The 25,974-nt window shown below is 70.4% G+C and carries 24 protein-coding genes and 1 pseudogene; 9 read left to right on the forward strand and 16 right to left on the reverse strand.

The window, feature by feature from the left end:
• Positions 1–35 precede the first annotated feature (35 nt).
• Genes CLV71_RS10415 through CLV71_RS10445 form a run of 7 tightly spaced genes read right to left on the reverse strand, consistent with a single transcriptional unit; the run spans position 36 to position 7,888 of the window.
• Positions 36–1,553 (reverse strand): MCE family protein, encoded by a 1,518-nt coding sequence (locus CLV71_RS10415; protein ID WP_133902427.1) that lies wholly within the window; start codon positions 1,551–1,553, stop codon positions 36–38.
• The gene (locus tag CLV71_RS10420) at positions 1,553–2,746 is read right to left on the reverse strand and encodes an MCE family protein (RefSeq protein ID WP_133902428.1); all 1,194 of its coding nucleotides are present in this window, start codon (positions 2,744–2,746) and stop codon (positions 1,553–1,555) included. Before CLV71_RS10420 ends, CLV71_RS10415 begins: the two co-directional genes overlap by 1 nt.
• Positions 2,743–3,861 (reverse strand): MCE family protein, encoded by a 1,119-nt coding sequence (locus tag CLV71_RS10425; RefSeq protein WP_133902429.1) that lies wholly within the window; start codon positions 3,859–3,861, stop codon positions 2,743–2,745. The genes CLV71_RS10420 and CLV71_RS10425 overlap by 4 nt, the downstream gene beginning before the upstream one ends.
• The gene (locus CLV71_RS10430; RefSeq protein WP_133902430.1) at positions 3,858–4,865 is read right to left on the reverse strand and encodes an MCE family protein; all 1,008 of its coding nucleotides are present in this window, start codon (positions 4,863–4,865) and stop codon (positions 3,858–3,860) included. The genes CLV71_RS10425 and CLV71_RS10430 overlap by 4 nt, the downstream gene beginning before the upstream one ends.
• Complete coding sequence (locus tag CLV71_RS10435) at positions 4,859–5,866, reverse strand: MCE family protein (RefSeq protein WP_133902431.1); 1,008 nt, start codon at positions 5,864–5,866, stop codon at positions 4,859–4,861. Before CLV71_RS10435 ends, CLV71_RS10430 begins: the two co-directional genes overlap by 7 nt.
• Positions 5,863–7,041: an MCE family protein gene (locus CLV71_RS10440; RefSeq protein ID WP_133902432.1), complete on the reverse strand. Its 1,179-nt coding sequence runs from the start codon at positions 7,039–7,041 to the stop codon at positions 5,863–5,865. Before CLV71_RS10440 ends, CLV71_RS10435 begins: the two co-directional genes overlap by 4 nt.
• 4 nt (positions 7,042–7,045) lie before the next feature.
• Positions 7,046–7,888, reverse strand: coding sequence for an MlaE family ABC transporter permease (locus tag CLV71_RS10445; RefSeq protein WP_208297491.1), 843 nt, complete (start codon positions 7,886–7,888; stop codon positions 7,046–7,048).
• A gap of 230 nt (positions 7,889–8,118) precedes the next feature.
• Here CLV71_RS10445 and CLV71_RS10450 point away from each other — a divergent pair, with 230 nt between their 5' ends.
• On the forward strand, positions 8,119–8,769 hold the full coding sequence (locus CLV71_RS10450) for a TetR/AcrR family transcriptional regulator (protein WP_133902433.1): 651 nt from the start codon (positions 8,119–8,121) through the stop codon (positions 8,767–8,769).
• A 63-nt stretch (positions 8,770–8,832) separates the two neighbouring features.
• Here the strand turns inward: CLV71_RS10450 and CLV71_RS10455 are convergent, their stop codons facing one another.
• Positions 8,833–10,416 carry a GMC oxidoreductase gene (locus CLV71_RS10455; RefSeq protein WP_133902434.1) on the reverse strand — a complete coding sequence of 528 codons (1,584 nt, stop codon included), beginning with the start codon at positions 10,414–10,416 and terminating at the stop codon, positions 8,833–8,835.
• A gap of 70 nt (positions 10,417–10,486) precedes the next feature.
• On the opposite strand from CLV71_RS10455, the gene CLV71_RS10460 reads away from it, so the two are divergent.
• Positions 10,487–11,077 carry a TetR/AcrR family transcriptional regulator gene (locus tag CLV71_RS10460; protein ID WP_243866338.1) on the forward strand — a complete coding sequence of 197 codons (591 nt, stop codon included), beginning with the start codon at positions 10,487–10,489 and terminating at the stop codon, positions 11,075–11,077.
• Positions 11,078–11,103: 26 nt separating this feature from the next.
• On the opposite strand, the gene CLV71_RS10465 is transcribed toward CLV71_RS10460, so the two are convergent.
• Both CLV71_RS10465 and CLV71_RS10470 read right to left on the reverse strand, forming a co-directional pair.
• Positions 11,104–11,940, reverse strand: coding sequence for a mycofactocin-coupled SDR family oxidoreductase (locus tag CLV71_RS10465; RefSeq protein ID WP_133902435.1), 837 nt, complete (start codon positions 11,938–11,940; stop codon positions 11,104–11,106).
• 48 nt (positions 11,941–11,988) lie between these two features.
• Complete coding sequence (locus CLV71_RS10470) at positions 11,989–13,188, reverse strand: cytochrome P450 (protein ID WP_133902436.1); 1,200 nt, start codon at positions 13,186–13,188, stop codon at positions 11,989–11,991.
• Positions 13,189–13,485: 297 nt separating this feature from the next.
• Here CLV71_RS10470 and CLV71_RS10475 point away from each other — a divergent pair, with 297 nt between their 5' ends.
• The 3 genes from CLV71_RS10475 to CLV71_RS10490 all read left to right on the forward strand — a co-directional run bounded on the left by CLV71_RS10475 (position 13,486) and on the right by CLV71_RS10490 (position 18,275).
• Positions 13,486–13,923, forward strand: coding sequence for a VOC family protein (locus CLV71_RS10475; RefSeq protein ID WP_133902437.1), 438 nt, complete (start codon positions 13,486–13,488; stop codon positions 13,921–13,923).
• A gap of 538 nt (positions 13,924–14,461) precedes the next feature.
• Entirely contained in the window at positions 14,462–15,991 is a 1,530-nt protein-coding gene (locus tag CLV71_RS10485) for a catalase (protein ID WP_133902438.1), read from the forward strand.
• 1,276 nt (positions 15,992–17,267) lie between these two features.
• On the forward strand, positions 17,268–18,275 hold the full coding sequence (locus tag CLV71_RS10490) for a hypothetical protein (RefSeq protein ID WP_133902439.1): 1,008 nt from the start codon (positions 17,268–17,270) through the stop codon (positions 18,273–18,275).
• A 70-nt stretch (positions 18,276–18,345) separates the two neighbouring features.
• Here the strand turns inward: CLV71_RS10490 and CLV71_RS10495 are convergent, their stop codons facing one another.
• The gene (locus CLV71_RS10495; protein WP_133902440.1) at positions 18,346–19,206 is read right to left on the reverse strand and encodes a helix-turn-helix transcriptional regulator; all 861 of its coding nucleotides are present in this window, start codon (positions 19,204–19,206) and stop codon (positions 18,346–18,348) included.
• A gap of 100 nt (positions 19,207–19,306) precedes the next feature.
• Here CLV71_RS10495 and CLV71_RS10500 point away from each other — a divergent pair, with 100 nt between their 5' ends.
• The gene (locus CLV71_RS10500) at positions 19,307–20,167 is read left to right on the forward strand and encodes an SDR family NAD(P)-dependent oxidoreductase (protein WP_133902441.1); all 861 of its coding nucleotides are present in this window, start codon (positions 19,307–19,309) and stop codon (positions 20,165–20,167) included.
• Between the two features lie 326 nt (positions 20,168–20,493).
• Here CLV71_RS10500 and CLV71_RS10505 read toward each other — a convergent pair whose 3' ends face one another.
• The 5 genes and pseudogenes from CLV71_RS10505 to CLV71_RS10525 form a co-directional block, all read right to left on the reverse strand.
• Complete coding sequence (locus CLV71_RS10505) at positions 20,494–21,471, reverse strand: helix-turn-helix transcriptional regulator (protein ID WP_133902442.1); 978 nt, start codon at positions 21,469–21,471, stop codon at positions 20,494–20,496.
• A 275-nt stretch (positions 21,472–21,746) separates the two neighbouring features.
• Positions 21,747–22,100, reverse strand: a complete 354-nt coding sequence (locus tag CLV71_RS10510) for a VOC family protein (protein WP_133902443.1) — start codon at positions 22,098–22,100, stop codon at positions 21,747–21,749.
• Positions 22,097–22,351, reverse strand: coding sequence for a TfoX/Sxy family DNA transformation protein (locus CLV71_RS49215; RefSeq protein ID WP_341771507.1), 255 nt, complete (start codon positions 22,349–22,351; stop codon positions 22,097–22,099). The genes CLV71_RS10510 and CLV71_RS49215 overlap by 4 nt, the downstream gene beginning before the upstream one ends.
• A gap of 103 nt (positions 22,352–22,454) precedes the next feature.
• A pseudogene (locus tag CLV71_RS49220) lies at positions 22,455–22,736 on the reverse strand (MarR family winged helix-turn-helix transcriptional regulator); the annotation flags it as partial.
• 36 nt (positions 22,737–22,772) lie between these two features.
• Positions 22,773–23,135, reverse strand: a complete 363-nt coding sequence (locus tag CLV71_RS10525) for a winged helix-turn-helix transcriptional regulator (RefSeq protein ID WP_208297492.1) — start codon at positions 23,133–23,135, stop codon at positions 22,773–22,775.
• 89 nt (positions 23,136–23,224) lie between these two features.
• On the opposite strand from CLV71_RS10525, the gene CLV71_RS10530 reads away from it, so the two are divergent.
• Genes CLV71_RS10530 through CLV71_RS10540 form a run of 3 tightly spaced genes read left to right on the forward strand, consistent with a single transcriptional unit; the run spans position 23,225 to position 25,919 of the window.
• Positions 23,225–24,037, forward strand: coding sequence for an SDR family oxidoreductase (locus CLV71_RS10530; RefSeq protein WP_133902446.1), 813 nt, complete (start codon positions 23,225–23,227; stop codon positions 24,035–24,037).
• Between the two features lie 60 nt (positions 24,038–24,097).
• On the forward strand, positions 24,098–24,280 hold the full coding sequence (locus CLV71_RS10535; protein WP_133902447.1) for a hypothetical protein: 183 nt from the start codon (positions 24,098–24,100) through the stop codon (positions 24,278–24,280).
• A gap of 55 nt (positions 24,281–24,335) precedes the next feature.
• Entirely contained in the window at positions 24,336–25,919 is a 1,584-nt protein-coding gene (locus CLV71_RS10540) for a serine/threonine-protein kinase (RefSeq protein ID WP_133902448.1), read from the forward strand.
• The last annotated feature ends 55 nt before the right edge of the window (positions 25,920–25,974 follow it).

Genomic DNA, 25,974 nt, shown 5'->3' on the forward strand with positions numbered 1-25,974 from the left:
CTCGGCCTCCTCGGCAGTCGTGTCCCCGGCCGTGCTCACGACCCGGTCGGCGCCAGCATCGGCGCGAGCAGGAACTGCTCCAGCCCGCTCACCGGTCCGTTCGCCGTGCTGACCTCGGGCAGTGGCAGGCCGGCACCGTTGAGGAACGTCTTGCCGTCGGTCGAGAACAGCCCGTTGGGCCCCTGGTGCGACGTGTTCCCGGCGCCGTTGATCGCGGGCGGCGGCGCGGTCGGCCGTGGTCCGGGGAACCGGGCGTCCCCGATGAACGCCTCGTTCTCGGCCCGGGTCTTCGGGTTCCGCGCGGCCACCTCGAGCATGTGCCTGATGCCGGCGTCGTAGGCGGCGTCGGCCTCGGCCACGGGCTGGAACTGCCAGCCGCACGCCGCGGCGGTCGCACCGGTGCTGCCCGGCCCGGTGGGGCTGCCGGGAGGACACGGCGCGTTGCGGAAGCCGCGGACCGCGATCGGCGAGTCCTTCGGCTCCTTGCAGTAGGCGTCCCTCGGCGGTGGGCGCGAGTTCGACAGGTCCGACGGCGGCACCCGGTCCGGGTCGTACCCGGTGACGCACGGCGGCGGATTGTTGAACGTCAGCTTGAACCCCAATGCCGAGTACAGCGGGGGGTTCTGGCCGGAGTCCTGGATGCCCCACGCCGTGGAGCCGGTCAGCGAGGCGACCGCCGCCGGGAACACGACGATGCTGTGCCGGATGTTCGGCAGGTAGACGTTCAGCACCTGACCGGTGGAGATCAGGTCCGTGAGCAGCTGGGGCAGCGTCGGGCTCACCTGGGTCAGCAGCGCGTCGAACTCGTCGACCATCGGCCGGGTCCCCTCGATGGCGCCGCGGATGCTCGGCTCCACCGACCGCAGCGTGCCGGTGACCGCGGCGAGGTCGCCGGTGGCGGCCCGGATGTCCGGCCCGAGCCGCTGTTGCGTGGCGAGGACGGGCACCAGGTCCTGCAGCAGCCGGAGGGTGGGGTCGAGGTTGGCGTTCGCGAGGTCCTGCAGCCGGGTGGCCGCACGGAGGAAGGCGGCGAGGTCCTCGCCCGTGCCGCGAAACGCGCGGTAGACCTCGTCGACGGTGGAGTGCAGGTCGTCGAGTGGCAGGGTCGCGGCGAGCTGGTGAACCGAGAAGAGCAGGTCGCCGACCGGCGTCGGGAAGGACACCTGGGAGGCCGGGAGGACCTGGCCGTCACGCAGTGGCGCCGACGCCGACCGGGGCTGGAAGTCGACGTACTGCTCGCCGATGGCGGAGGTGCTGCGGATCGCGACCGCGGAGTCGGCCGGGATCGACACTCCGTCGTCGATCCCGAGCACCACGCGGACACCGGCCCGGTCCAGGTCGAGGCGGTCGACCCTGCCGACCTGGATACCGCGCAGGGTGACGAGGGCGTTCTCGTACAGGGCGCCGGCCCGGGGCAGGTCGAGGGTGACCGCGTAGGTGCCGACGCCCAGCAGGCGCGGGAGCCGCAGGTAGTGCACGGCGGCGTAGGTCACGCCGACCACGGTGACGATGACGAACGCGACGAGCTGGCCCCGGATCATCCTGGTCAGCATCAGTGGCCGCCCGGGATCAGCGTGTCGAGCAAGCCTCCGAGGATGCCGCCGAGCAGCCCGCCGCCCTGGGGCGCGGGGGGCACCGGTGGCGGGGCCTGAACGGGCGGAACCGGGAGGAGGTCCGCGAGGCCGCCGGTGATCGGGTTCGAGTCGACGAGCCCGCCGGCGAGCGAGGACCCGCCGAGCAGCGGCACGCCGGCGATGGTGAAGCCGCGCAACAGGTTCTGGCTGAGCGTCTGCAGGTCCAGGTCGACGGTGATGTAGAGGTTGCCGTAGTCGCCGTTGACCACGGCGGGGAACGCGCTGTTGGTGGCGAAGGGGAACGTGGGCAGGATTCCCATGGAGCCCGTGAGGTCCTTGCCCGACGCGGCGAGACTGCCCAGCACCGGTTGCAGTGCCTGGAGGTTCGCGCGCAGGTCGTCCTGGCTCGCGGTGATCACCTGGGTGGCGACGGCGCCGAAGGCCGAGACCGCGTCGAGTGCCTGGACCAGGGTCGTGCGTTGCCGTTCGAGCACGGCGAGTCCCGGTGGGATCGCGCGCAGCGCCTCGTCGACGACCGGGATCTGCTCGGCCAGCGCGGCGCTCAGCCGGTCGACGTTCGCCAGTGCCGCGACGACGTCGCCCTTGTGCGCGTCGAGGGTGGCGGCCAGCGTGCCGACGTTGTCGATGAGGTCGCGGACCTCGCCGGTGCGCCCCACGAGGACGTCGTCGAGCTCGGCGGTGATCGTCTTCAGCTGCGCGAGGCCGCCGTGGTTGAGGAACGCGGACAGCGCGGCGAGCAGTTCCTCGGTCTCGGGGTAACGCCCGGTGCGGCTGAGTGGGATGTCGTCACCGGCACGCAGCCGCCCCACCGCCCCGCGGGCGGGGGGCGCCAGTTCCAGGTACGTGGCCCCCAGCAGGCTCTTCTGCCCGATCCTCGCCTCGGCGTTGGCCGGCAGGGTGACCGACCGCGCGAGGCTGACGGTGAGCGCGGCGGTCCAGTCGTCGAACGCGACCCCGGTGACCGTGCCGACCGTGATGTCGTCGACCTTCACCTCGGCGTTGGGCACGAGGTTGGCGAGGTCCACCAGGTGCACGGTGATCTGGTAGCCGTCCTCGCCGACGCCGCTGCGGAACGGCAACGGGAGCCCGTCGCACCCGGCGAGCAGTGCCGCGGCGGCCAACGCGGCGGCGAGCCGCGACGGCCGCCTCATCGCCCGCCTCCTGCGGTCTGCAACGGGTCGACGAGCAACGGGACGTTGTTCATCCTGAGCACCTGGACGAACGGCGCGATGACCGCCTCGCACGCGGAGTTGGTGTTGTCGTTGCGCCCACCGGCAGCGAAGATCAGCGAGCAGACGAAGGTCGCCGGGTCGCTGAAGTTGGTGAGGGCGAACGCGCCGGGCTGCAGGCTGCCGACCGGGTCGTAGTCGTTGTTGAGGTTCGACACCGCGACGGGTGCGCGCTGCAGGAGGTCGGCGAGCGCCTGCCGGTTGTCCGCGACCTGCCGCGCCACCTCGGCCAGCCCGGTCAGGTCGGTGCTGAGCTGGTCCCGGTTGTCCCGGACGAAGGTCGCCACGAGCGACGCGACCTGGTCGAGGGTCTGGAGCACGCCCGCGAGCTGGTCCCGGTTGTCCGCCAGCAGGTCCGCGACCTCGGTGAGCTGCCGGCCGAACGCGTCGACCGCCGCGTCGTTCCGCGCCAGGTTGGTCACCACCGACTGAAGGTTCCGGACGGTGCCGAACAGGTCCTCGCCGCCGTCGGCCAGCGTGGTCATCGCGGCGGAGGCGTTGCGGATGGTGTCGTGGAGCTGGTCGCCCTGACCGTCCACGTTGGCCGCCACCGTGTCGAGCGCGCGGCCCAGCGGACCGGTGAGCTCACTCGACGCGGGCCCGAGCTGCGTGGCGAGCTCGGTCAGCTCGGTGACCGTGGTGTCCCACTCGACCGGGGTCGCGGTGCGCGACTGCGGGATGGTCGCGTCGTCGGGCAGCGCCGGGCCCGTGGTGTAGGCCGGGGCGAGCTGGACGAACCGGCCGCTGACCATCGTCGGCGCGACGATCGCCGCGCTCGCGCCCTCGGGCACCCGGATCGCCGGGTCGTAGCGCAGCACTACCTTGACCCGGTCGCGTTCCGCCGTGATCGAGACGATCTCGCCGATCTCGACGCCGAGCACCCGGACCGAGTCGCCCGGGTACAGCGCGGGAGCCGCGGCGAAGTACGCCGTGATGACCTTGTCCGGCCGGGCCGTGGTGAGCAGCGTGGCCGCCGCGCCGGCGACCAGCGCCAGGGCCACGGCGACCGCGAGCGTGGTGTGGTTGAGCAGTCTCATGGGCCCAGCGCCTTCAGCACGTCGGGGAGCAGGGGGGCGAGGTTCGTCGGGGGCAGGTTGGGGATGTACCCGTAGAACCACGGGCCGCCGCCGACCGACTCGCCGAGGGAGCCGGTGTAGGCGTTGAGGCCCTGGATCACCGAGCCCAGCAGGTGGTCGTCGGCGTTGAGGAGGTCGAGCACGCCCTGGAGCTGCTGGAGCGCCGGTTCGAGCTGTCGCTGGTTGTCGTGCACCAGGCCGGTGAGCTGGTCGAGCAGCGTGGCGGTGCTGGTCAGCAGCTGGCTGATCACGGTGCGGTGCCGGTTCAGCTCGCCGAGCAGCAGGGTGCCGTCGTCGAACAGCTGGGCCAGCTCGCGGTTGCGCTGGGCGAGCACGCCGGTGACCGTGTCGGCGCGTGACAGCAGGTCGCGCAATGCCTGGTCCTGGCCGGCGACGGTCTGCGCGAGGCGGTTGACGCCGTCCAGTGTCGTGCGCAGCTCGTCCGGGGTGTCCTTCAGCGTGTCGGCGACGGTGTCCAGCGCCTCGGCCAGCCGGCCGGTGTCGAGCTGTTCGGTGTGCTGGGTCACCTGGCCGAGGATCGCGGCGAGGTCGTAGGGCGAGCTGGTGCGGTCCAGCGGGATCTCCGCGCCCGGCGCGAGTCGCCCGGTCCCCTCGGGCAGGACGGCGAGGAACCTCACGCCGAGCGGGGTGGCGGTCTTGATCGCCGCGCCGGTCCGCGCACCGAGGTTGCCGGGCTCCGCCACGGTGAAGCCGACCTTGACGTGGCCGCGCGCCAGCGCGACGGACTCGACCTCGCCGACCGTGAGGCCGCCGATGCGCACGTCCGCGCCGACGGACAGGCCGCCCGCCTCGGCGAACCACGCCGAGTACGCGACGCTGGTCAGCGCCCGGTAGAGCGAGCCGGAGGACAGCGCCAGCACGAGTAGTGCCACCACCGCCAGCACGCCCACGATGCCGACCTTGCGCGGGTCGCGTTCCCGGAACCGCTTCTTCGTGTTCAGCATCGCGGCACGTCCCCGCTGTTGATGAAAGGCGTGGTGATCCGGCCCGCCGGTGTCGTGAACCGCAGCTGCACGCCGCACACGTAGAACTGGAAGGCGCTCTGGTTGGCGCCGAGGCGGCCGAGCGGGATGTAGTAGCCGGGCAGGCGGCGGATGAGGTTGTCCAGCGCCGCCTGGTCGGCGTTGATCGTGCGCGAGAACGCGCCGAGCTGGGTGATCGTGCCCTGGATGTCCGGGCGCTGCTCTGCCAGCAGGCCGCCGAGCGAGGTGGTGAGGCCGTTGATGTCCGCCAGCGAGCCACCGATCCGTTCCCGGTCTTCGGCGAGGCCGCTGACCAGCGTCCGCAGGGTGACGATCGTGTCGGTGAGCTCCGGCGCACGCTGGACGAGGGTCTCCAGCACCGTGTTGAGCTGGGTGACGACGTCGCTGATCAGCGTGCCGTGGTCGGCGAGCGTGGTGGTGACCGAGCCGAGGTCGGCGAGCAGGCCCTCGACCGCGCCGCCCTGTCCCTGCAGGACCGCGATCAACGCGCTGGACAGGCGGTTCACCTGCTCCGGCGCGAGGCCCTGGAACAGTGGCGCGAAGCCGTTGTACAGCTCGTCGAGGTCCAGCGCCGGTCTCGTCCGGGACCTCGGGATCGTGCCGTCCGGCGGCAGGGCGGGCCCCGGGCCGGGGCCGAGCTGGAGGTACCGGTCGCCGACCAGGTTCTTGTAGCGGACCACCGCGGTGCTGCCGGTGGTCAGCGGTATCCGCGTGCCGACGGTGAACGTGACCCGGATCGTGTTGTCCGGCAGGAGCTCGGTCTCCTCGACGCGTCCGACGTCGACACCGGCCGCCCGGACCACGCTGGCAGTCCGCATACCGGAGATGTCCTCGAAGACCGCGTGGTAGGTCGTGGTCGGCTCGAACCGGAAGCCGCCGAACACCACGACCAGCAGGCCCGTCATCGTGAGGGTGGCGGTGACGAAGGCCGTGACCTTGAACAGCAACGAGATCCGCTTCACCGGCCACCGCCCACATAGGGCACCACGGCCGGGCCGAGCAGCATCCGGGCCAGTTCGAGCGGGCTGACCACCTCGGTGGTCGTGCGGTTGAAGTCGGGGGTCGTGGTGCCGTCGTCGAACGTGTAGTGCGGCCCGTACGCGACCAGTGCGGGGTAGCACCGGGGCGGCCCGTCGGCGCCGACCACGGGGTCGTCGAGCCCCTTCTGGTAGCCCTGCTGGCCGGGCAGGAACGTGACGACGCCGTGGATGCCGTTGTACTGGCCGCCAACGGCCTCGGTGCTCGCCACGCGCAACGTGTTGACCGTGGCGAACATGCACGGGAACGACGGCGCGTAGTAGGCCAGCAGCTGGGTGGTCGGGCGCATCGTGTCCAGCAGGTCGACGAGCCTGCGGCCTTGGTCGGCCAGCAGGGCGCGGCCGTCGTCGGAGACGCGCACGAGGCTCAGCAGCAAGGCGTGCAGCCCGGCCTCCTCGTCCTGGACGGTCTGGCTCAGCGCCGTCGTGTCGTCCGCGATCCGCAGCACGTCCGGCACCACGTCGGCGTAGGTGCCCGCGACCTCCGGCAGCGTCCGGAGGTCCTGCGCCACCGCGGGCAGCGTGGGGGTGAACCGCGTGAGGTAGGTGTTGAGGTCGCTCAGGAACTCGCCCAGCCGCGACCCGTGACCGCGCAGCGCGGCGGCGACGGCCCCCAGCGTGGCTTCGAGCCGCGCGGGCTGCACGGTGGTCAGCAGCGCCATCACGCTGTCGAACACCGAGTTGGTCTCCGTGCCGACGGTCCGCGCGTGGATCACCGCGCCGTCCTCGATGGCGTCCGCGGCCGGTGCCGCCGGTGGCACCAGGTCGACGAACTTCGCGCCGAAGACCGTGGGGGCGATGATCCGGGCGCTCACGTCGGCCGGCACCGCGTCGGCGTACTCGCGGTCGATCGCGATGCGGATGACCGCCCTGCCGTCCACGGCCTCGACGGCCCGCACGTCGCCGACCGTGACGCCGTACAGGGTGACGTCCGCCCGGCGGTCCAGCTGCAGCCCGGCGCGGTCGGCGATCACCTCCGCCCGGACGACGGGCACGAACGTCTGGTTGTAGCTCCCGACCACGACGTAGGCCGTCAGTCCGAGCACGGCGACGCCCAGGAGCCCGAACAGGCGCGGAGACCGTGGGCCGGGTGTCGTCATCGCGTCACCTCGAGATGTGCAGGGTGTCGGAGCTTCCGTACAGGACCAGGCTCATGCCGAGGGCGACGAACATGACGCCCACGAGGGACAGCCGGACTGCGCGGCCCACCGCGTGTCCCACGCCGGCCGGGCCGCCTGCCGCGGTGTAGCCGTAGTAGCAGTGCACCGAGATGATCACCAGTGCCATCACGAGGACCACGGCGAACGAGCTCAGGATGTCGCTCGGCACGAGGAACGTCTCGAAGTAGTGGTCGTAGGTGCCCGGCGACTGGCCATAGAGGACGGTGGTGGCCACGCGGGTCAGCGAGTACGACATCACCAGTGAGATCGCGTACAGCGGGGTCACGGCGACGAGGCCCGCGATCACCCGTGTCGTCACCAGGTAGGGGATCGAGGGGACCGCCATCACCTCGAGCGCGTCGATCTCCTCGCTGATCCGCATGGCCCCGAGCTCCGCGGTGAACCCGGCGCCCACCGTGGCCACGAGGGCGATCCCGGTGACCAGCGGCACGGCGATCCGGGTGTTGACGTAGGCGGAGATGAACCCCAGCAGCGCGTCGATGCCGATGTTCGCCAGCTGCGCGTAGCCCTGGACCGCCAGCTCGATGCCCGTGGTCCCGGTGAGGAAGGCGACGATCATCGCCGTCCCGCCGACCATGGCCAACGCTCCCCGGCCGAAGCTCACCGACGCGAGCTGCCGCAGGATCTCCGTCCGGTAGCGGCGCAGTGCCCGGAAGAACCAGCCGTAGGCCCTGCCGTAGAAGACGACCTGGTAGCCGACGGCGTCCAGGACCGCACCCGCCGCGGCGGAGACACGTCGCGGCCAACCGGGAGTCACGTCGGCCACGAAGTCACGTCCTCTCGTCGGCGAGCGTGTGACTCTTTTCTGGCAACAACGCTGTGCAGTCGCTTAACAACGCTGTGCATATGCTTAACACTGTCGGGTTGCAGTCGTCAAGGCCGACCCCTCCCCCATCCTCAGTGGACGATGGGTTCCCCGGCTGACACCGTGGTCGACGGCGAGGCGATATCATCGTGAACGCGCTCGTCGGAGCGGATGTGGGAGGTAGGTCGACGATGGTGACACAGCGCCGGATTGGCGCTCCGGACGCGAAGAACCGCGCCGTCCTGCTGGACGCGGCGGAGCAGCTGATGGTCAACGAGGGCTATGCGGCCGTGACCTCACGACGCGTCTCCGCCGAGGCGGGGCTCGGGTCCCAGCTGGTGCACTACTACTTCCGCACGATGGACGACCTGTTCCTCGAGATGTTCCGCCGCCGCGCCGAGGAAGGCCTGCTGCACCAGAAGGAGCTGCTGGACTCGGACCGGCCGCTGCGTGCCCTGTGGGAGTTCAACAACGAGACCGCCGCCACGGCGTTCACGATGGAGATCACCTCGCTCGCCAACCACCGCAAGGCGATCCGGGCCGAGGTGGCGCGGTACTCCGAGCTGTTCCGCGCCGCGCAGCTCGAGGTCGCGTCCGCAGTCATGGCGCACGACCGCGTCCCCGAGGACGTGTGCACGCCGGAGGCGCTCGTCTTCCTCATGACGGCCGTCGCCCGGGTGCGGTCCCTGGAGGACCGCCTCGGTTTCTCCATGGCCCACGACGAGGCCGTCACCTTCATGGAGCAGCTGCTGGACCGGCTCGAGAGTTACGCGAGCACGACTGCGAAGAAGGCGGGTCGATCGGGCGCACGACGCGGGTCCGGCGGCCGGGCCACGAGGTGACGCTCGGCGACGGGGTTCGGTGGGTCTCATCGTCGAGTCTCCACAGCGTTCGGTAGTACGCGGTCAGAACACGGTCCCGGCGTCCTCGGCGACGATGCGGTCGAGCGCACGCTCCGCGACGGCGGCGATGGTCATGGACGGGTTGCACGCGGCGGTCGTGCCGGGCATGAGTGCGCCGTCGAGCACGTACAGCCCGCGGTGGCCGTACACACGGCCTTCCAGGTCGCACACGGAGCCCAGCGACGCGCCGCCCAGCGGGTGCCAGGTGTTGGGCAGGATCGTCGTGGTGTCGAGCTTCACCGACAGCGGGCCGCCGATGTCGTTGACCCGCTTGGCGATCCGGTTGGCGAGCCGCTGGTCGGCGCCGGGAACCCAGTTCAGGACCGCATCGTCGCGCAGCGGGTCGTAGGTGAAACGGCCCCGGCCGCTGCTCACGCCGTAGCCGACGAGCATCGTGGTGCGCAGGTCGGGGAACGGCGGGAGCGAGGCCTGGATGACGGTGTTGGCCAGGGTGGGGTCGTCCCATTCGAGGCTGCCGTAGACCACCGGACCACCCTGCGGTGAGCCGAAGTCCTCGGCCAGGTTCGTCCAGGTGTAGATCTGGTCGCCGTTGGAGCCCCAGCCCTGGCCGAGCGCGTCGGGCAGGTCCGGGATGAGCCTCTTCCTGCTCGCCTTCATGAGCAGGCGGTTGGTGCCCGCCGTGCCGGCCGCCATGACGAGCGCGTTCGCGGTGAGGACCTTCTTCTCCAGCACGGTGCCGTCCGTGGCGATGCGGTCGACGTTGACGAGCCAGCGGCCGTCGCGCGCGAGCTCCACGTCGGTGACGTTGTGCTGCGTCGCGACGGTGCAGTTGCCCGTGGCCTCCGCGGCGGCCACATAAGTCACGTCGACCGAGTGCTTGCCGCCGTTGTTCACCCCGAGCGCGCAGTCACCGTTGGTGTAGGAGGGTTTCATCTCCCCGCGCAGCTCGGCGAGCGCGTAGTCCCAGTCGATCGGCATGGGGATCTTCGACAGCGGATAGCCCTGCCGCTGGGTGTTCCGCGCGAACACGCGGGACGGGCGGTAGGTGGGGCTGTTGACGAGCTCGTCGGGCGCGGTCTCGATCGCCAGCATCCGCGCGACCCGCGGGTAGTAGGTCCGGTCCATCTCGGCGTAGTCGAGCTGTTCGGGGAAGTGCGTGTTGAACACGTGCTCGGCAGGCTGCAGCGTCATTCCCTGGTAGACCAGGGAACCGCCGCCGACGCCGGCTGCGACGACCTGGATCATCCCGTTGCCCACCACCGGTTCCAGCAGGCCGGTGTACTTCTCGAGCGGACCGATGGGCACGTTCGGCAGGAACGGCAGGGGGCTCGCCAGCCCCATCCAGAACATGCGCTTCTCCGGCGCGGTCGCGTGCGGGAAGGTCTCGGCGTTCGGGCCGGTGGGCCAGCGGATGCCGCGCTCGATCACGTGCACCCTGACGCCGGCCTGCGCGAGCCGCAGAGCGGTGACCCCACCGCCGAACCCCGAGCCGATCACCACGACGCGGTGCTCCTCGTTCGTGACCGTGGCGCGGCCGGTCGCGGCACTCGCGGTGGCGGGGAGGAGGGTCAGTCCGGCGGCGGCGGCCGCACCCTTGAGGACGGTACGCCGGCTGAGGTCGGTCATGCGAGGAGTCTAGGAAAAGCCGGTGAGACAAAGAATCACTTGCAGGTCTCACTACCCGCCAGTAGGCTCGATGCCGATGTTCAGCCCGCACGGGCGTCCGCGAACGGATGCCTTGCACAACAGGGAAAAGATCCTCCGGGTGGCCGACGACGCCTTCCGCGAAGGGTCCGAAGTCGTGCCCCTGGAGGAGATCGCGCGCCGGGCAGGGCTCGGCCGGGCCACCGTCTACCGGCACTTCCCGGATCGTCAAGCACTCGGACTGGCGGTCACCAAGAGGAAACTGCGCATCATCGTCCGTATCGTCAAAGAGGAGAGCGCGCGGCACTGCGAGTTCCGCGAGGTCCTCACCACAGTGCTCCGCGCACAGGTCGCCCATCGCCCGCTGGTGCGGTTCTTCCGCGAGCTGCCGGAGCGCTTCCAGCGCCGCGAGGCCGACGGGCTCGTCGAGCTGATGACTCCCTCGCTGCGCCGTGCGCAGGCAGCCGGCATCGTGCGGCGGCAGGTCGAGCCGGCGGATCTGCTGCTGGTGTTCCAGATGGTGGAGACGGCGCTGGACATGTCCGCCGACCATCAGGCGGCGAAGCGCATGATCGACGTCATCGTCGACGGTTTCCTGGTGTGCCCGGGGCATTCCGCGATCGCGTCCACTTCGGACAGCTGAGCGACGCGACCGCGGCGGCGCCCTGGTCACCTGAGCATGGCGCCCGCGTCCACCGGGAGCGGGACGCCGGTGACGTACCGGCCCTCGTCGGAGACGAGGAACAGTATCGCGTTGCTGACGTCGACCGCGTCGACCCACGGGATCGGCAGCACGTGCGCCATCTGCGACAACGGCGCGAAGTCCTCCTGCGTGGGATTGTCCAGGTCCGGCCGGAACATCCGGTAGGTCCAGTCGTTGAGCAGCAGCGGCGTGCTGACCTGCGTCGGGTGCACCGAGTTGACGCGGATGTTGTGCTGCCCCAGCTCGACCGCCAGCGAGCGCATCAGGCCGACGACGGCGTGCTTGGCGGACACGTAGTGCGCGATGTTCGGGTGCGCCCGCAGGCCGCCGACCGAGCTGGTCAGCACGATCGCCCCACCGCGGCCGCCCTCGACGAGGTGCGGAATGGCGACCTTCGCGGTGTGCCACACCCCGGTCAGGTTGACGTCGATCGTCTCCTGCCAGATGTTCGCCGACATCTTCTCCACGGGGTCTCCGCTCGACCCGATCCCGGCGTTGGCGAGCACGATGTCCAGCCTGCCCAGCCTGTCGACCCCGTCGTCCACGGCCGCCTTCAGCGCTTCGTGGTCGCGGACGTCGACCTGGGCGGTGACCACGCGGCGACCCTCCTTCTCGACCAGTGCCGCGGTCTCCGCGAGATCCTCTGGCGTGGCAAGCGGGATCGTCACGCTGTCGAGCTGTGCGCAGACGTCGATCGCGATGATGTCCGCGCCCTCCTGCGCCAGCCGCACCGCGTGGCTGCGGCCCTGCCCGCGTGCCGCACCGGTGATGAAGGCGACCTTGCCCTCGACTCGTCCGGGCATCTCTGTCCTCGTTTCGTGTCCGGGTAATGGTGGGTGCTCGGTGGACGGTCAACCGACCAGGAGCGGTAGGGTCTCCCAGCCGCGCACGGTCGACGTCTGGGCGAGCTTCGCGTGCTCCCAGTCGACCTCCCACTCGGGGAACCGCTTGAGCACCTCCTCGGTGACGATCCGGCCCTCCAGGCGGGCGAGCGCGGCGCCGAGGCAGTAGTGCACACCGTGCCCGAAGGTCAGACGCTGGCCGCTTGCGCGGTGGACGTCGAAGGCGTCGGGGTCCTCGAAGCGCCTCGGGTCGCGGTTCGCCGCCGCGATCAGCAACAGCAACGTGCTGCCCGCCGGCACCGTCTCGCCGTGGAGTTCCACGTCGGTGGTCACGAACCGCGCGATGAACCCGCCGGGTGGCTCCATGCGCAGGATCTCCTCGATGGCGGCAGGCACGAGCCCGGGGTTCTCGACGACGTCGCGCCGCTGCGCCGGATGGCTCGCGAAGGTCGACCCCATCCAGCCGATCAGCCGGCCCGTCGTCTCGTTGCCCGCACCCGCGACGACGGTGGTGTAGGTCAGGATCTCGGCAGGCGTCAGCGTGCGCCGTTCACCGTGCTCGTCCTCGAACTCGGCGGTCAGCATCTCCGTCACCACGTCGTCCGACGGATGGCCGCGGCGCCAGTCGATGTACTCCGTGAAGATCTCGTTCGACAGCACGGCACCGCCGCGGAAGTCCATGCCGGCGCCCGCCTCGGTGCGCAGGCTCTCGTCGGCGGAGTCGCGCACCGCCTCCTGCTCGGACTCCGGGATGCCCATCAGCATCCCGATCACCCGCATGGGCACCTGGTTGGCGACCTCACCGACGAGGTCGAACCGCTCCTTGCCCACCAGCGGCTCGAGCACCCGGTGGGTGAAGTCGCGGATCTTCGGTTCCAGGGCGGCGATCCGCCGCTGGGTGAAGATCCGCATGAGCAGCTTGCGGCGGATGTCGTGCATCGGCGGGTCCTCGAAGATCAGCGAACCCGGTGGTATCTCCATGCCCGACTTGATCAGTTCGAGGATGTCGCCCTTGTGCGAGGAGAACGTGCGCCAGTCGGCCAGTCCGCGCTCGCAGTCCGCGAACCTGCTGACCGCGTGGAAGTCGTGGGTCTCGTTGTAGTACAGGGGTTTTTCCTCGCGCAGGCGTCGATAGACCGGATAGGGGTCGGTAGCGATGTCGACGTCGTACGGATCCCACCGCAGGACCGCGGCGTCCTGGCTGGTCATGGGTCAGCCTCCCGAAGTCGTCTCGTTGATTGCGTCGAAGGCGCGGTGGTGGCTACCCTCAGCATGGATGCTGAGCGACTGCACAGCAAGAGGCAATTCCGGTGAGCCGGCGATTCCGGAGGTAACATCACAAGGATTGTGGAGCTTGACATGACACCCGGGATCCGATCGGCGGCTTGCGGACCATCCACTGTGGATCATCCCGTCGAGCCGCATGGGGAGATCCCATGGATGCCGTGTAGTTGTGCGAGGAGTGCGACGGTGCCGGCTGTCGGGGCTCGCTGGTAGGTTGCGGGCATGACCACCCCCTGGAGTTTGACCATCGACTGTGCGCGGCCTGCCGTGGTGGCCGAGTTCTGGGCGTTCGCACTCGGCTACGTCACACCGCCGCCTCCCGCGGGGTTCGCCAGTTGGGAGGACTGGTTCCGCAGCCACGACGTGCCAGAGGCGGAGTGGGGGGACGGCGCCTACCTGGTCGACCCGGCGGGGGTGGGGCCCAAGTTGTCGTTCCTGCGGGTGCCGGAGTCGAAAGCGGTCAAGAATCGTCTGCACATCGATGTGCAGGCCGGTGGCGGGCGACAGGTGCCGCGGGCGGAGCGGTGGCCTCGAGTGACCGCCGCTGTCGATCGGCTCGTCGCGGCCGGGGCGACCGTCGAGGTGGTGGCCGATCTGGACGGCGAGCCGGACCATGTCGTGATGTGTGATCCGGAGGGCAACGAGTTCTGCGTGCTCTAGCGAGCCACGGCACGAGACGAGTGGTGCACTCGGCTTCGCTGGTCGGATTCGAGACGTTCCTGAACTCCGACGACCAGTTCGCGTACCGGCCCGCGGGCGGCAAGCCGGGCACGCACGTCTTCTTCTACCCGGCGACCGACGACGGTACTTACAGCGACGGACGAACAGGACTCCAGCACCTGGCGTTCGTGGTCGAGACCCGCGCGGCCGTCCATACCGTCCACGACCACGAGCGTTCGACCGGAGACGCGGTCCTGCACGAACCCCAAGACTCCCCCGGTACCCACCGCCGTATTTCGCGCGGTTCTGGCGCGACCCGTTCGGCATCAAGCTGGAAGCCGTCTGCCACCACGACCGCTAGCGAACCACCGCGATCACCAGGCGGGCGCCGGGGTTCGGAGCGACAACCGGCCGGCCCAGGTCGCCCGCCCGCGTCAACGTGGCGATCTCACTCCGGTCGACGAACACGTGCGTATCCGCGGCCCGAGTGGGTACACCGATTCTTGAACTGTTCCAAACTACGGGGAGGAGGCGTTCCGTGACTGACGAGAGGTCATCCACGCGGGCGACGACGACCGACGGTGGTGCGCCGGTCAGCAGTGACGAGCATTCGCTGACCGTCGGCGCGAACGGGCCGATCGTGTTGCACGACCACTACCTGATCGAGCAGATGGCGAACTTCAACCGGGAACGGATCCCGGAGCGGCAACCGCACGCCAAGGGCGGTGGTGCGTTCGGGCACTTCGAGACCACCGAGGACGTCAGCGCCTACACACGCGCGAACGTGTTCCAGCCCGGCGTGAGGACCGACACGCTGATCCGGTTCTCCACCGTGGCCGGTGAGCGTGGCAGCCCCGACACGTGGCGGGACCCGCGCGGCTTCGCGCTGAAGTTCTACACCTCCGAGGGCAACTACGACATGGTCGGCAACAACACCCCGGTGTTCTTCGTCCGCGACCCGATGAAGTTCCAGCACTTCATCCGCAGCCAGAAGCGCAGGCAGGACACCAACCTGCGCGACCACGACATGCAGTGGGACTTCTGGACGCTCTCACCGGAGTCGGCGCACCAGGTGACGTGGCTGATGGGCGACCGCGGCATACCGAAGACGTGGCGGCACATGAACGGCTACGGCAGCCACACCTACAGCTGGGTCAACGCGGCCGGGGAGAAGTTCTGGGTCAAGTACCACTTCAAGTCCGACCAGGGCGTGGAGTGCTTCACCCAGCACGAGGGCGACCAGATGGCCGCCGCGGACACGGACTTCCACACGAGGGACCTGTACCGCGCGATCGAGCGCGGCGAGTACCCGACGTGGACGTTGTACGTGCAGATCATGCCGTTCGACGACGCCAAGACCTACCGGTTCAACCCGTTCGACCTGACCAAGGTCTGGCCGCACGGTGACTACCCGCTGATCGAGGTCGGCAGGCTGACGCTGGACCGCAACCCGACCGACTACCACACCGAGATCGAGCAGGCCGCGTTCGAGCCCAACAACCTGGTGCCGGGCATCGGGTTGTCGCCGGACAAGATGCTGCTGGCCCGCGGTTTCGCCTACGCCGACGCCCACCGCGCGCGGCTGGGCGTGAACTACAAACAGGTCCCGGTCAACACGCCGGTCGTGGAGGTCAACAGCTACACCAAGGACGGTGCGATGCGCGTGCGCAACGCGGTCGACCCCGTGTACGCACCGAACTCCTACGGCGGCCCGAGCGCCGACGCGTCCCGCACCGACGACGCCGGCCTGTGGTACGCCGACGGCGAGATGGTCCGCACGGCCTACACCCTGCGCGAGGACGACGACGACTTCGGGCAGCCCGGCACGCTGGTCCGCGAGGTCATGGACGACGCCCAGCGTGCACGGCTCGTGGACAACGTGGTCGGACACCTGCTCAACGGGGTCGGCGAACCGGTCCTGGCGCGGGCCTTCGAGTACTGGCGCGACATCGACAAGGATCTCGGCGACCGCATCGAGAGCGGCGTGCACGCCAAGCAGGACGAGAAGGACCCCAAGGCCGACGAGCAGGGCAACCCCGCACGATCGAGCATGCAGGCCAAGGCCTGAGGAGGCTCTTCGCGTAGCCGCACGCGTTGTCCGGTATCGCGCGGCGCAGGCGATCACCGGCGACGCGGCCCACGATCCGCGGCAGGCGTCGCCACGAGGCGTTCGGCCGCGTCCGACTCGGTATCGCGTGCACGATCCCTCAGCCGGCGGATCAGATCCACCAGCCGCGACTAGCTCTGACCAGCGCTACTGCATCAACTCGATCTCTTTGCGTCTCGCCCCGAAGGACTGACCTCCGGATTCGACGACCGACAGCCCTGTCCGAACCGCGTGCCACCGCGGATCGGGCGGGGCTGTTGGCTGTGCGCGGTGATTACCGGCGATAACGCCACGGCGCGGCCACGCACACCAGGACCTAATCGCCCGCGTGCGTCCCGCGTCGACACCTTCGCGGCCACGTCCACCGGTCGGGCACGCAGCGTCACCCGCTCGCCGCAGCCGGGCAGCCGGGTAACTCGGACGAGTGGTCCTCGGCAACTGAATCGAGACCAACGACCCCGCAGGGGTGGCACCTTCTCGGCGACTCGTCCACCACCGGGTGAGCTTCGACGCCATACCGGCAGGTCAGACCTAGAGTGACTGCCTGCCCAGGCGCGGCGGCCAGGAGGGAGGCGGCGCATGACCGACTCCCCCACGAGGCACGTCACCGGACCCGTCGACCCGGCCGTGGCCGACGCGTTGGCCGTGATCCCCCGTCCGGCCGCCGGTCAACCTGCACAGCTACGCGGACGCCCTGGCCGCCCGCCGGGGCCGCGCCATCCGGCTCGTCGGCCGGCACCACGCGGGCACCCGGCCCAGTGCCGTGGTGATCAGCACCGCCACCGACGACACCATCGTCCACGACCCTGCTGAACCTGTTCCGCAACGTGCACCACCCCCTCGTGATCGCCCTCGCCCACCGGGCCCGCCTCGACGCCCCATGACGACTCGTAGCGTCGAGGTACCGGTGGGTGAGCACGCCACCACGCCGTTAGTGGCGTAGCCGCAGGTCGCGTGCGGTCCGGTCTCGTACGGACCGTGACGTGACGCCCTTCGCGGGTGGCATCGACGTGAGGGCGAGTGAACGGGCCTCGTGGCGGGGCTTGGCCGTGCCCGCACGGCGTACCGTTACCAATCGAAATCCGTGCACGAAGAGTGCTTTCTCACCTGACACGCCAATTCGCGCGGAATTCAGGCCTGTTCACCAACAGCCCAACGCGGTTCTCGCCGCAGGAGAATGGAGAGGATTCGGGTGGTTGGCCGGTCAGTGGAACACAGACGGTCGAGCGTCGGAAACGTGGCTGCCGGTGAGGTGGTCGTGCCCCGGGGGTTCGAACACCCGGACCGGGGCTGGGTTCACTGCCCGGCCAACTGTCTGCTGGCCGCACACCTGCGGGGCGTCGGTCTGCGAGTACGGACGGTCGACGCCGTGATCTCGCCGGGCCGTGGCGAACCCGGTGAGGCGCTGCTGCTCGCGATGTCCTATGTGGACATAGACGGCTTCGCCGTCGGACTTGGCGCGGCGGCACAGGCAGTGGACCACGTGGGCATCGCGGCCATCGAGGACGCGGTGGGCATCTGGTCAGGGGTGGTACGCACCCGGCGGGCACTGCTCGCGAGTCCCCTGTCCGTGGCCGCGGCGAAGGGCACCGCGCTGGCGGCGGAGAGGGCGAGGGAGTTCGCCGACCGCGGCGACACGGTACTGGTGGTCGGTCAGGCCGGGAGGGCCGCGTCCGAGGTACTCGCCCGGGCTCCCCACGCCACTGCGTTGATCACGTCCACCACACGGGCCAGGACCGCGACCGCGCCTGCCCCGGAAAAGGTCTCCTTCGTGGTGGCACCGGGAATTGCGATCGAGGACGCCGTCGACATCGTGGCGGTGCTGCGAGCGCGTTTTCCGTCGTTGCGCGGCCAGTACCCCGGCGAGTTCTGTTACGAAGCGTCGGACCAGCGTGAGGCGGTGCGGTCGGTGACGGCCGCCAGCGACCTCGTGCTGATCTGCGACCCGGACGGGGACTCCGCGACACAGGAAATGGTCCGGTCGATCGGGTCCGGCGCACCAGGTGTACGGCGGCTCACGCAGACCGGTCAGATCTGTGCGCAGTGGCTCACGGACGTGGCCACGGTGGGCCTGGTCAGCACGTCCCCGGGCGGGGAACGACTGGCCTGGGAGGTCGTGGCCGCACTGTCGGGACTGGGGCCGCTGGCCGTGGCGACCCGCGCGGTCAGTACGGCACACCTGGCCGTCGGCGGCCGGACCGTCGCCGACAGCCAGGTGCTGGCGGGCTCACTGTCCGGCAGGTAGGCGTAGCTCGACGACCTCGTGGCAGTCTCGACCGTCCACCCGGTCCCGGCCGAGCACGGCCACCGACCGGCTACTCCGCGTCAACGGGGAACCGGTCGGTCCCCAGCACCCTGAGCAGGTCGAGCTTCTCGTGGCTTTCCGTCCCCGGCGTCGCGGTGAAGACGAGCAGTGACTGGCCGTGGTCGGGTTCGAGGAGGAGCTGGCAGTAGAGGTCGAGCCTGCCCAGCTCCGGGTGGACGAACCGCTTGGTCTCGCTCCACCGGAGGCCGACCTCGTGGCGTTCCCACAACCGGGCGAACTCCTCGCTGGACTGTCGCAGGGTGTCGACGAACCTCGTGGCCTGCGAGCCCGCGCCGTCGCGGGTGGCCGCGTCGCGGAGCAGGGCGACGTTGGTCCTGCTGTTCGTGTCGTGGCCGTCCGGGTGGTAGCGCTCGCGGGCGGTGGGGTCGGTGAACCAGCGGTACGGCGCGTACCGGGCATCGCCCGTGTACCGGGTCTCGTCGCCGAGCAGCGCGACGGCGGCAGGTGTCTGCAGCAGTGTCTGCCCCAACGGCCCCATGACCTGCGCCGTGGCGCCGGTCAGGCCGTCCACGACACGCATCAGTCCCGGGCTGACGTGCTCGGTGAACACGTCACGGTGCGTGGTGCGGTACCCGGCGAGCAGGAACACGTGATCACGCTCGTCCGGGGTCAGCCGCAGTCCTCTGGCGATGGCCGCCACCATCTGCTCCGACGGCTGTGGCCCGTCGCCGCGTTCCAGGCGGGCGAAGTAGTCGGCCGACATGGCGCACAGCTCCGCGACCTCCTCGCGACGCAGCCCGGGAGCACGCCTGCGCTGTCCCCTGCGCAGGCCGACGTCCTCCGGTTGCAGCGCGGCACGCCGAGTGCGCAGGAAGGCGCCGAGAGACGAGCGGTCGAACATGCGGTCCATGACCACATCATTGGTCACCCGGCACGGCGCAGCCACGGTCTGCCAGTCAGTGGCTGCGTGTGTCCTTCCTCCCCGACGGCACTCCCCGTTGACTTGCGTCATGACCAAGTGGACAGCGAACGACATCCCGGACCTGAGCGGCCGGACAGTGGTGATCACCGGCGCGGGCCGTGGCCTCGGGCTGGTCACGGCGAGCGAGCTCGCTCGCGCGGGCGCCCACGTCGTTCTGGGTGTACGTGACACGGACAAGGCCCGCGACGCCGTGGCGGGCCTGCCAGGCGACTTCGACGTCCGGCCGCTCGACGTCGCGGACCTGACGTCGGTGCGTGCCTTCGCGGGCTCGTGGTCGGGTGACCTCGACATCCTGGTCAACAACGCCGGGGTGATGGACATCCCCGCCGCGCGGACCGCCGACGGGCTCGACCTGCAGACCGCGACCAACTACACCGGTCCGTTCGCGCTGACCAACCTGTTGCTCGAGCACGTCACCGACCGGGTCGTGCACGTCACCAGCCAGCTGCACCGCCAGGGCAGGATCGACCTGGCCGACCTCGACTGGCGCACCCGCCAGTACAACGGGATGGGTGCCTACCAGGCGTCGAAGCTCGCCGTCGTCCTGTTCTCCCTCCAGCTGCAGCACCGGCTGACCACCGCGGGGAGCCGGGTTCGCTCGGTGCTCGCCAGCCCGGGCATCGCCCGCACCAGCCTGGCCGCACACTCCCGTTCGAACGTCGTCAACCGGTTCACGTTCCTCACCAACGCCCCCGAGCGCGGTGCGCTGTCGGTGCTCTACGCCGCCACACAGGACGTTCCCGGCAACTCCTACGTCGGGCCGGACGGGCTCGGTGGTCTGCGGGGCGACCCGGCCGTCCGCCGGCAGGGCAAGGCAGGCCTCGACCGGGCGATGGCCCGGCGGCTGTGGGACGCGACCGCCGACCTCGTCGCGACGGCGGTCCGCTGAGCCGCCGACACCCGCGTGCCGCGTCGACCTCGGCGTGTCGGGCCGGTGTGCCGCCTGCGACGCGGGCGAACTGGTCCACAGTGGACCACGACGGCCGGGGGCCACGCCCCGACGGAGGCCGGGGATGACCGCCGCTCGTTTCGTTCCGCGGACGTCCTGGCCGCTGACATGCGTGACGACACGTCGCATGGTGTGCTGCCCGCCGGCCGGCGGGTGACGAGACTGGTACCAACCGGGACGAACACCCGGGCAGGTGACCCGGACCTCGTCACCTCACCCAGAGAACAGGCTCCTGGTGTCCCCCAGCACCGGAGCCTGTTCCTCGTTCACGGCGCGTCGCGCAGCATGGTCTGGTACGGCGCGCTGCCGTAGGTCGCGCGGTAGTACCTGGCGAAGCGGCCCGGGTGGTAGAAGCCCCAGCGTGCGGCGATCTCCGTGACCGTGACGCCCGTGGCCGGATCGGCGGCGAGCAGTTCCTGGTGCGCTCGCCGCAGCCGCACGCTGCGGACGTAACCCATCGGCGTCGTGTCGAGGTGACGGCGGAACGCGTGCTGCACGGCTCGGATGGTGACGTTCGCCGCCGAGGCCACGTCCGCGACGCTGATGTCCACGTGTGCGGCCTCCTCGACGAACGCGACCGCCCTGCGCAGCGTCGCCGGGTGGGAGTCCCGCCGGTCGGCTGGCGTGGGATCGGTGAGCGCGGTGCTGGGGAACGCCGCCAGTACCGCGGCGGCCAGCATCCGCCCGGCCGCGCCGTGCACGAGTGGCTCGCTCATCGCCTCGGGGCGGTCACGGATGGCGCCGGACACGAAGTCGATGGTCGCGTGCAGGTGCGCCACCTGTGCCGGGCCGACGGGCTGCCTGCTCGCGAACCGGAGCGGCTCCGCACCACGGGTCTGCGCGATCTCCGCCAGCACGGAGAACGGGAGGATCGCCGCCTCGACCGCGCCGTCCCGCAGGCGGGTGCGGAACGGCCTGCCGTGTTCGGTCAGGTTGCACAGGATCACGTCGCCGTGGCCGAGCCGGAACTCGACGTCCCCGCACCGGTAGCTGAGGTTCGAGTTCCTCGCCCGGGCGACGAACAACACCGGGGCGGAATCAATCATGAATGTGGTGTCCCGGTTCACGTCGCTGCGGTCGACGGAGAAGCTGTCACCCGCCAGCCGGGAGTGTCGGTAGAAGTATCCGTGTCTTTCCACGGCCAGCCGGAACCTGGTGCCGTACATGCAGGTGAGGTATTCTGCCGCGCGTTCTGTGTCGACGGTCTCGAATAGCAGGTGCCGGGGCGGCGATACCAGCGCCATCGTCCACTCCTTCGCCACGGCAACGCGTTCCGCATGCAGCTTCCACCGGATCGACCAGAAAAAGGAGATCCGGCGGGAAACGCCACGCTTTTGGAGGACAATCCGCGGGCGACGGGCGGCGAAAACTTGACACCCAGGCACTGGAATGCCGCGACGACAGGAAGAGGACTACGGATTTCCGCGCCGGTCGGGCGAGAAGTTGCCATCGGCACTTTGCCCACGCGGTACTGCCGTCCTTTTCGGACACTCGATCCGGCAGGACGTGACGGAGAACCTCAGGCGGGACGCCCGCGTTCCGGCATCGAGGTGTAGTCGGTGAACCCGACCACGTTCCCCCACGGGTCGGCCACCTCCACCGTCCAGCCGGTGGCGACGCGGAACGGCTCGTCCGCAGTGGACAGTCGTCTCGCGTCGGGGACCTCGAGCCAGACGCGGCCGCCACCTGGCTCCGACTCACTGCGCACGAGCAGGCCGGGTGCCTCGGCGCCGAGCCGGAACAACGCGATCTCGCCGTGGCGGAACACGAGCGGCAACCCGAGGCCGGTGTAGAAGTCGACGGCCGTGTCGAGGTCGCCGACGGCGAAGAGCACGTTGTCCACGCCGAGCACGGCGTCGCCGGGCCGGCTCACCGCGTGGTCCAGCGGACGCCCGCGAGCGCGCCGTGCAGTGCGCGGGTGGCGTGGACGCAGTCGCGCCTGCCCACCTCAGCCAGCCTGCGCGCCGCCTCCTCCGCTCCCACCTCCCGCAGGGTCTCGACGTCCGTGACGCCCACCGCGTCGAGGTCCGCCGCCAGTGCCGGGCCGATGTTCGGCAGGCTCCGCAAGTCGGTCATGGCTGTACTCCTCGAGTCCGAACAACTGGATGGCGTCGTCGAAGGCATCCGCCAGACGACGTAGGCGCTCGGGGTCGGCGCCGGTGTGGCGCAGCCGGACCGGACCGGCGAGCGGCGCGTTCTCCGTGAGCGTGTGGCCGTCCCCGGTCAGCTCGACCACGCGACGTCGCCGGTCCGCCGGGTCGGGGACGAGCGTGACCAGGCCGCGAGCCGCGAGCCGGTCGAGCATCTGCCCGAGCGTGGCCGGGTGCATGACGAGCCGCTCCCGCAGGTCCGCCAGCCCGACGGCGGGTCCCCACTCCCGGACGAGCCGCAGTACGGCCAGCTGGGCGCCGGTCACTCCGTGCTCGCGCTCCAGGGCCCGGTTGAACCCGGAGATCGCCTGGTCGAGCCGGGTCCACGCCCGGACTGCGGCCACCGCCTCACTCACCACGCAGTTATTATGTGGTACATAGCATCCGGGCGCCAGTTACCGGCGCGCGTCGTACTCCTCCCGCGCCGCCTCGACCGCGGGCAGGTTCACCGACCACGCCGACAGGCTCGCGAACAGCGGTCCGAGGCTGCGGCCAAGCTCGCTGATCTCGTACTCGACACGCGGCGGCACCTCGGCGTGGTAGGTCCGGACCACCAGCCCGTCCCGTTCCAGCTGACGCAGGCGCTGTGTCAGGACCTTCGGCGTGATCGTCGAGATGCGCCCGGCCAGCTCGACGAAGCGCTGGCGGCCGTACTCACTGAGCGCCCACAGGATCGGCGTCGTCCAGCGGCTGAACACGATGTCCACCACCGGCGCGATCGGGCAGGCCTGCTCGGGAGTGGTCCCGGTCACCTTCATGGCGTGAACCCATTACTTTCCTCTAGGTACCTACTATCCGCTCGATAGTAACGTCGCCGCGACTTCATCGGACAGAGAGCGAGCAGCACATGATCGTGGTGACCGGGGCGACCGGGAACGTCGGCCGTCCACTCGTACAGGCACTACTCGACGCCGGGTCGGACGTCACGGCGGTGTCGCGGCGGATCGACACCGCCCCCGAGGGTGCGCGGCACGTCCGCGCCGACCTGACCGACCCGGCGAGCCTCGTCCCCGTCCTCACCGGCGCGTCCGCCGTCTTCCTCCTCACCTCGGGCGAGTTCCTCGCGGCGGGCGACCCGGAGAAGGTCGTGGACGTCATCGCGGAGAGCGGGGTCCGGCGCGTCGTGCTGCTGTCGTCGCAGGGGGTGGGCACCGGCAGGCACGCACCGGCGACGGAACAGGCGGTCGCGCGGCTCGACGCGACGATCCTGCGGGCGGGCGGCTTCCACACCAACGCACTGCGGTGGGCGGAACAGGTCAGGACGGCACGCACGGTGGCGGCGCCCTTCGCGGACGTCGCGCTGCCGACCGTCGACCCTGCCGACATCGCAGCGGTGGCCGCCGCCACGCTCCGCGAGGACGGACATGCCGGGCAGACCTACGTGCTCACCGGTCCCGAGGCGGTCTCACCACGTGCGCAGGCGGACGCGATCGGCGACGCGATCGGCGAGCCCGTGCGATTCGTGGAGCTGACCGCCGGGCAGGCGAGGGAGGGGATGCTGCGCTTCATGCCGGCACCGGTCGTGGACGCGACACTCGACATCCTCGGCTCGCCACTGCCCGCCGAGCAGCGCGTGAGCGACGACGTGCCACGGACACTGGGCCGTTCGGCGGTGAGTTTCGGCGAATGGGCGAGGCGAAACGCCCTGCTCTTCAAGTAGTTTCGAACGGCGGTCGGCCGGGTAGCCGACTGCGTCCACGTTCGAGGGGAGCGTTCGACAATGCCCACCAAGGAAGTCGACTACCAACTCACCAACTTCGACCTCAGCGGGGACCAGCGGCGGCGTGCGGTCGTCGCCGTCGCCTCCGCGGCCACCGACGCCCGCGACTGCGCGGAACTGCTCGACATGCTGGGCCTGGACCCTTCGGAAGCGGTGCCGACGGTCCCCGCACCACGCGGGTGAGGGTGGTCCCCCGCTCGCGTGCTATTCCTAGGGTGGAGCGGCGAAACGGGGGCCAATGAGCGAGGAACGGATCATCGCGGGCAGGTACCGGTTGCGAGAGCGGCTGGGCAGCGGTGGCATGGGCACCGTGTGGCGTGCGTTCGACGAACGGTTGCGCCGCACGGTCGCCGTGAAACAGGTTGACGTGCCTGGTGGTCTGACCGGTGAACAGAACGAGGAGCTGGTCCGCCGCACGATGCGGGAGGGCCGCATCGCCGCCCGGCTGCAACATCCCCAGCTCATCACCGTGTTCGACGTGGTCGAGGACGGCGGCCGGCCGTACCTGATCATGGAGCACTTCCCGTCGAAGAGCCTGGACACCCTTGGCACGCTGTCGGTCACCGAGGCGGCCAGGATCGGCGCCGAGGCCGCCGACGCGCTGGCCGCCGCACACGAGTCCGGCGTGGTGCACCGGGACGTCAAGCCGGCCAACATCCTCGTCGGCGAGGACGGCGCGGTGAAGATCACCGACTTCGGCGTCTCCCGCGTCGTCGAGGACCTGACCGCGACGATGACCGGCATGTTCGCCGGCACCCCCGCCTACCTGGCGCCCGAGGTCGCGAAGGGCGGGCAGGCGTCGTTCGCGTCGGACGTGTACTCGTTGGGCGCCACCATCTACGCGGTGGTCGAGGGCAGCCCGCCCTCCGGCGAGAGCGCCAACCCGATGGGGCTGCTCTACCGCGTGGCCAACGGCGAGATCAACAAGCCGGTCCACGCCGGGCCGCTCACGGTCACCCTGATGTGGCTGCTCAGCACCGATCCCGACGACCGCCCCACCATGGCGGAGGCGGGCAGGACCCTGGCCACCGCGGCGACGGCGTCCGAGAAGAAGCCTGCCCCGGCAGCGGCGGCACCTGTGGTGGCGGAGGCACCCGAGGCTCCCGCCGAGCCCCCGAAGGCCGCCGAGGAGCCGAGCCCCGAACCCCTCGCCGAGCCCGTCGCCGAGCGCGAGCCGCTCATGACGCCTCCCCCGCCCGCCGCGCCGGCGCAGCCCGCCACCGGGACGTCGCCGACCACACGCAGGCGCATCGCGATCGGTGCGGGGCTCGCGGCGGTGGCCGTGATCGCCGCGCTGGTCACCATGTTCCTGCGCCCCGACGACCAGGCGAAGGCAGGCGACCAGCCCGCGCGGCACACCGCCTCGGAGTCCTCCGCGGCTCCGGCGGGCACGCCGTCGTCGGACGCCGACACCCCGACGACGACCACCACGACGACCACCACGAACCCGCCAGGGCAACAACAGGAGCAGCCCCAGCCGCCCGCGGGTGGCGGCCCGCAGGCAGCCACGCCCACGGCCGCGGTCACCGACTACTACGCACTCATGCCGGGCGACCTGGACACCGCCTGGACACGTCTCTCGGCGAAGTTCCAGGTCTCGCCTGCCCGCAGCAGGAGCTACTACCAGCAGTTCTGGGGCGAGATAGCCTCGGTCCAGGTGTCCGAGGTGTCGCAGGTCGGCGCCAACGCCGTCGAGGTCACGGTCCTGTACGACTACAAGGACGGCCACCGGATCAGGGAGCGGCACCACTACACGCTCGTCAACCAGAACGGGACGTGGTTGCTCGACACCGTGAAGGTCCTCAGCAGCTCACCGGCCTAGTCCGACCGGGTGACCGCGTGCGCTAGCCTCTCGATCTTGTCGAACCACGTGTGAG

This window comes from Actinophytocola oryzae, from assembly GCF_004364325.1.
GTDB classification, from domain to species: Bacteria; Actinomycetota; Actinomycetes; order Mycobacteriales; family Pseudonocardiaceae; genus Actinophytocola; species Actinophytocola oryzae.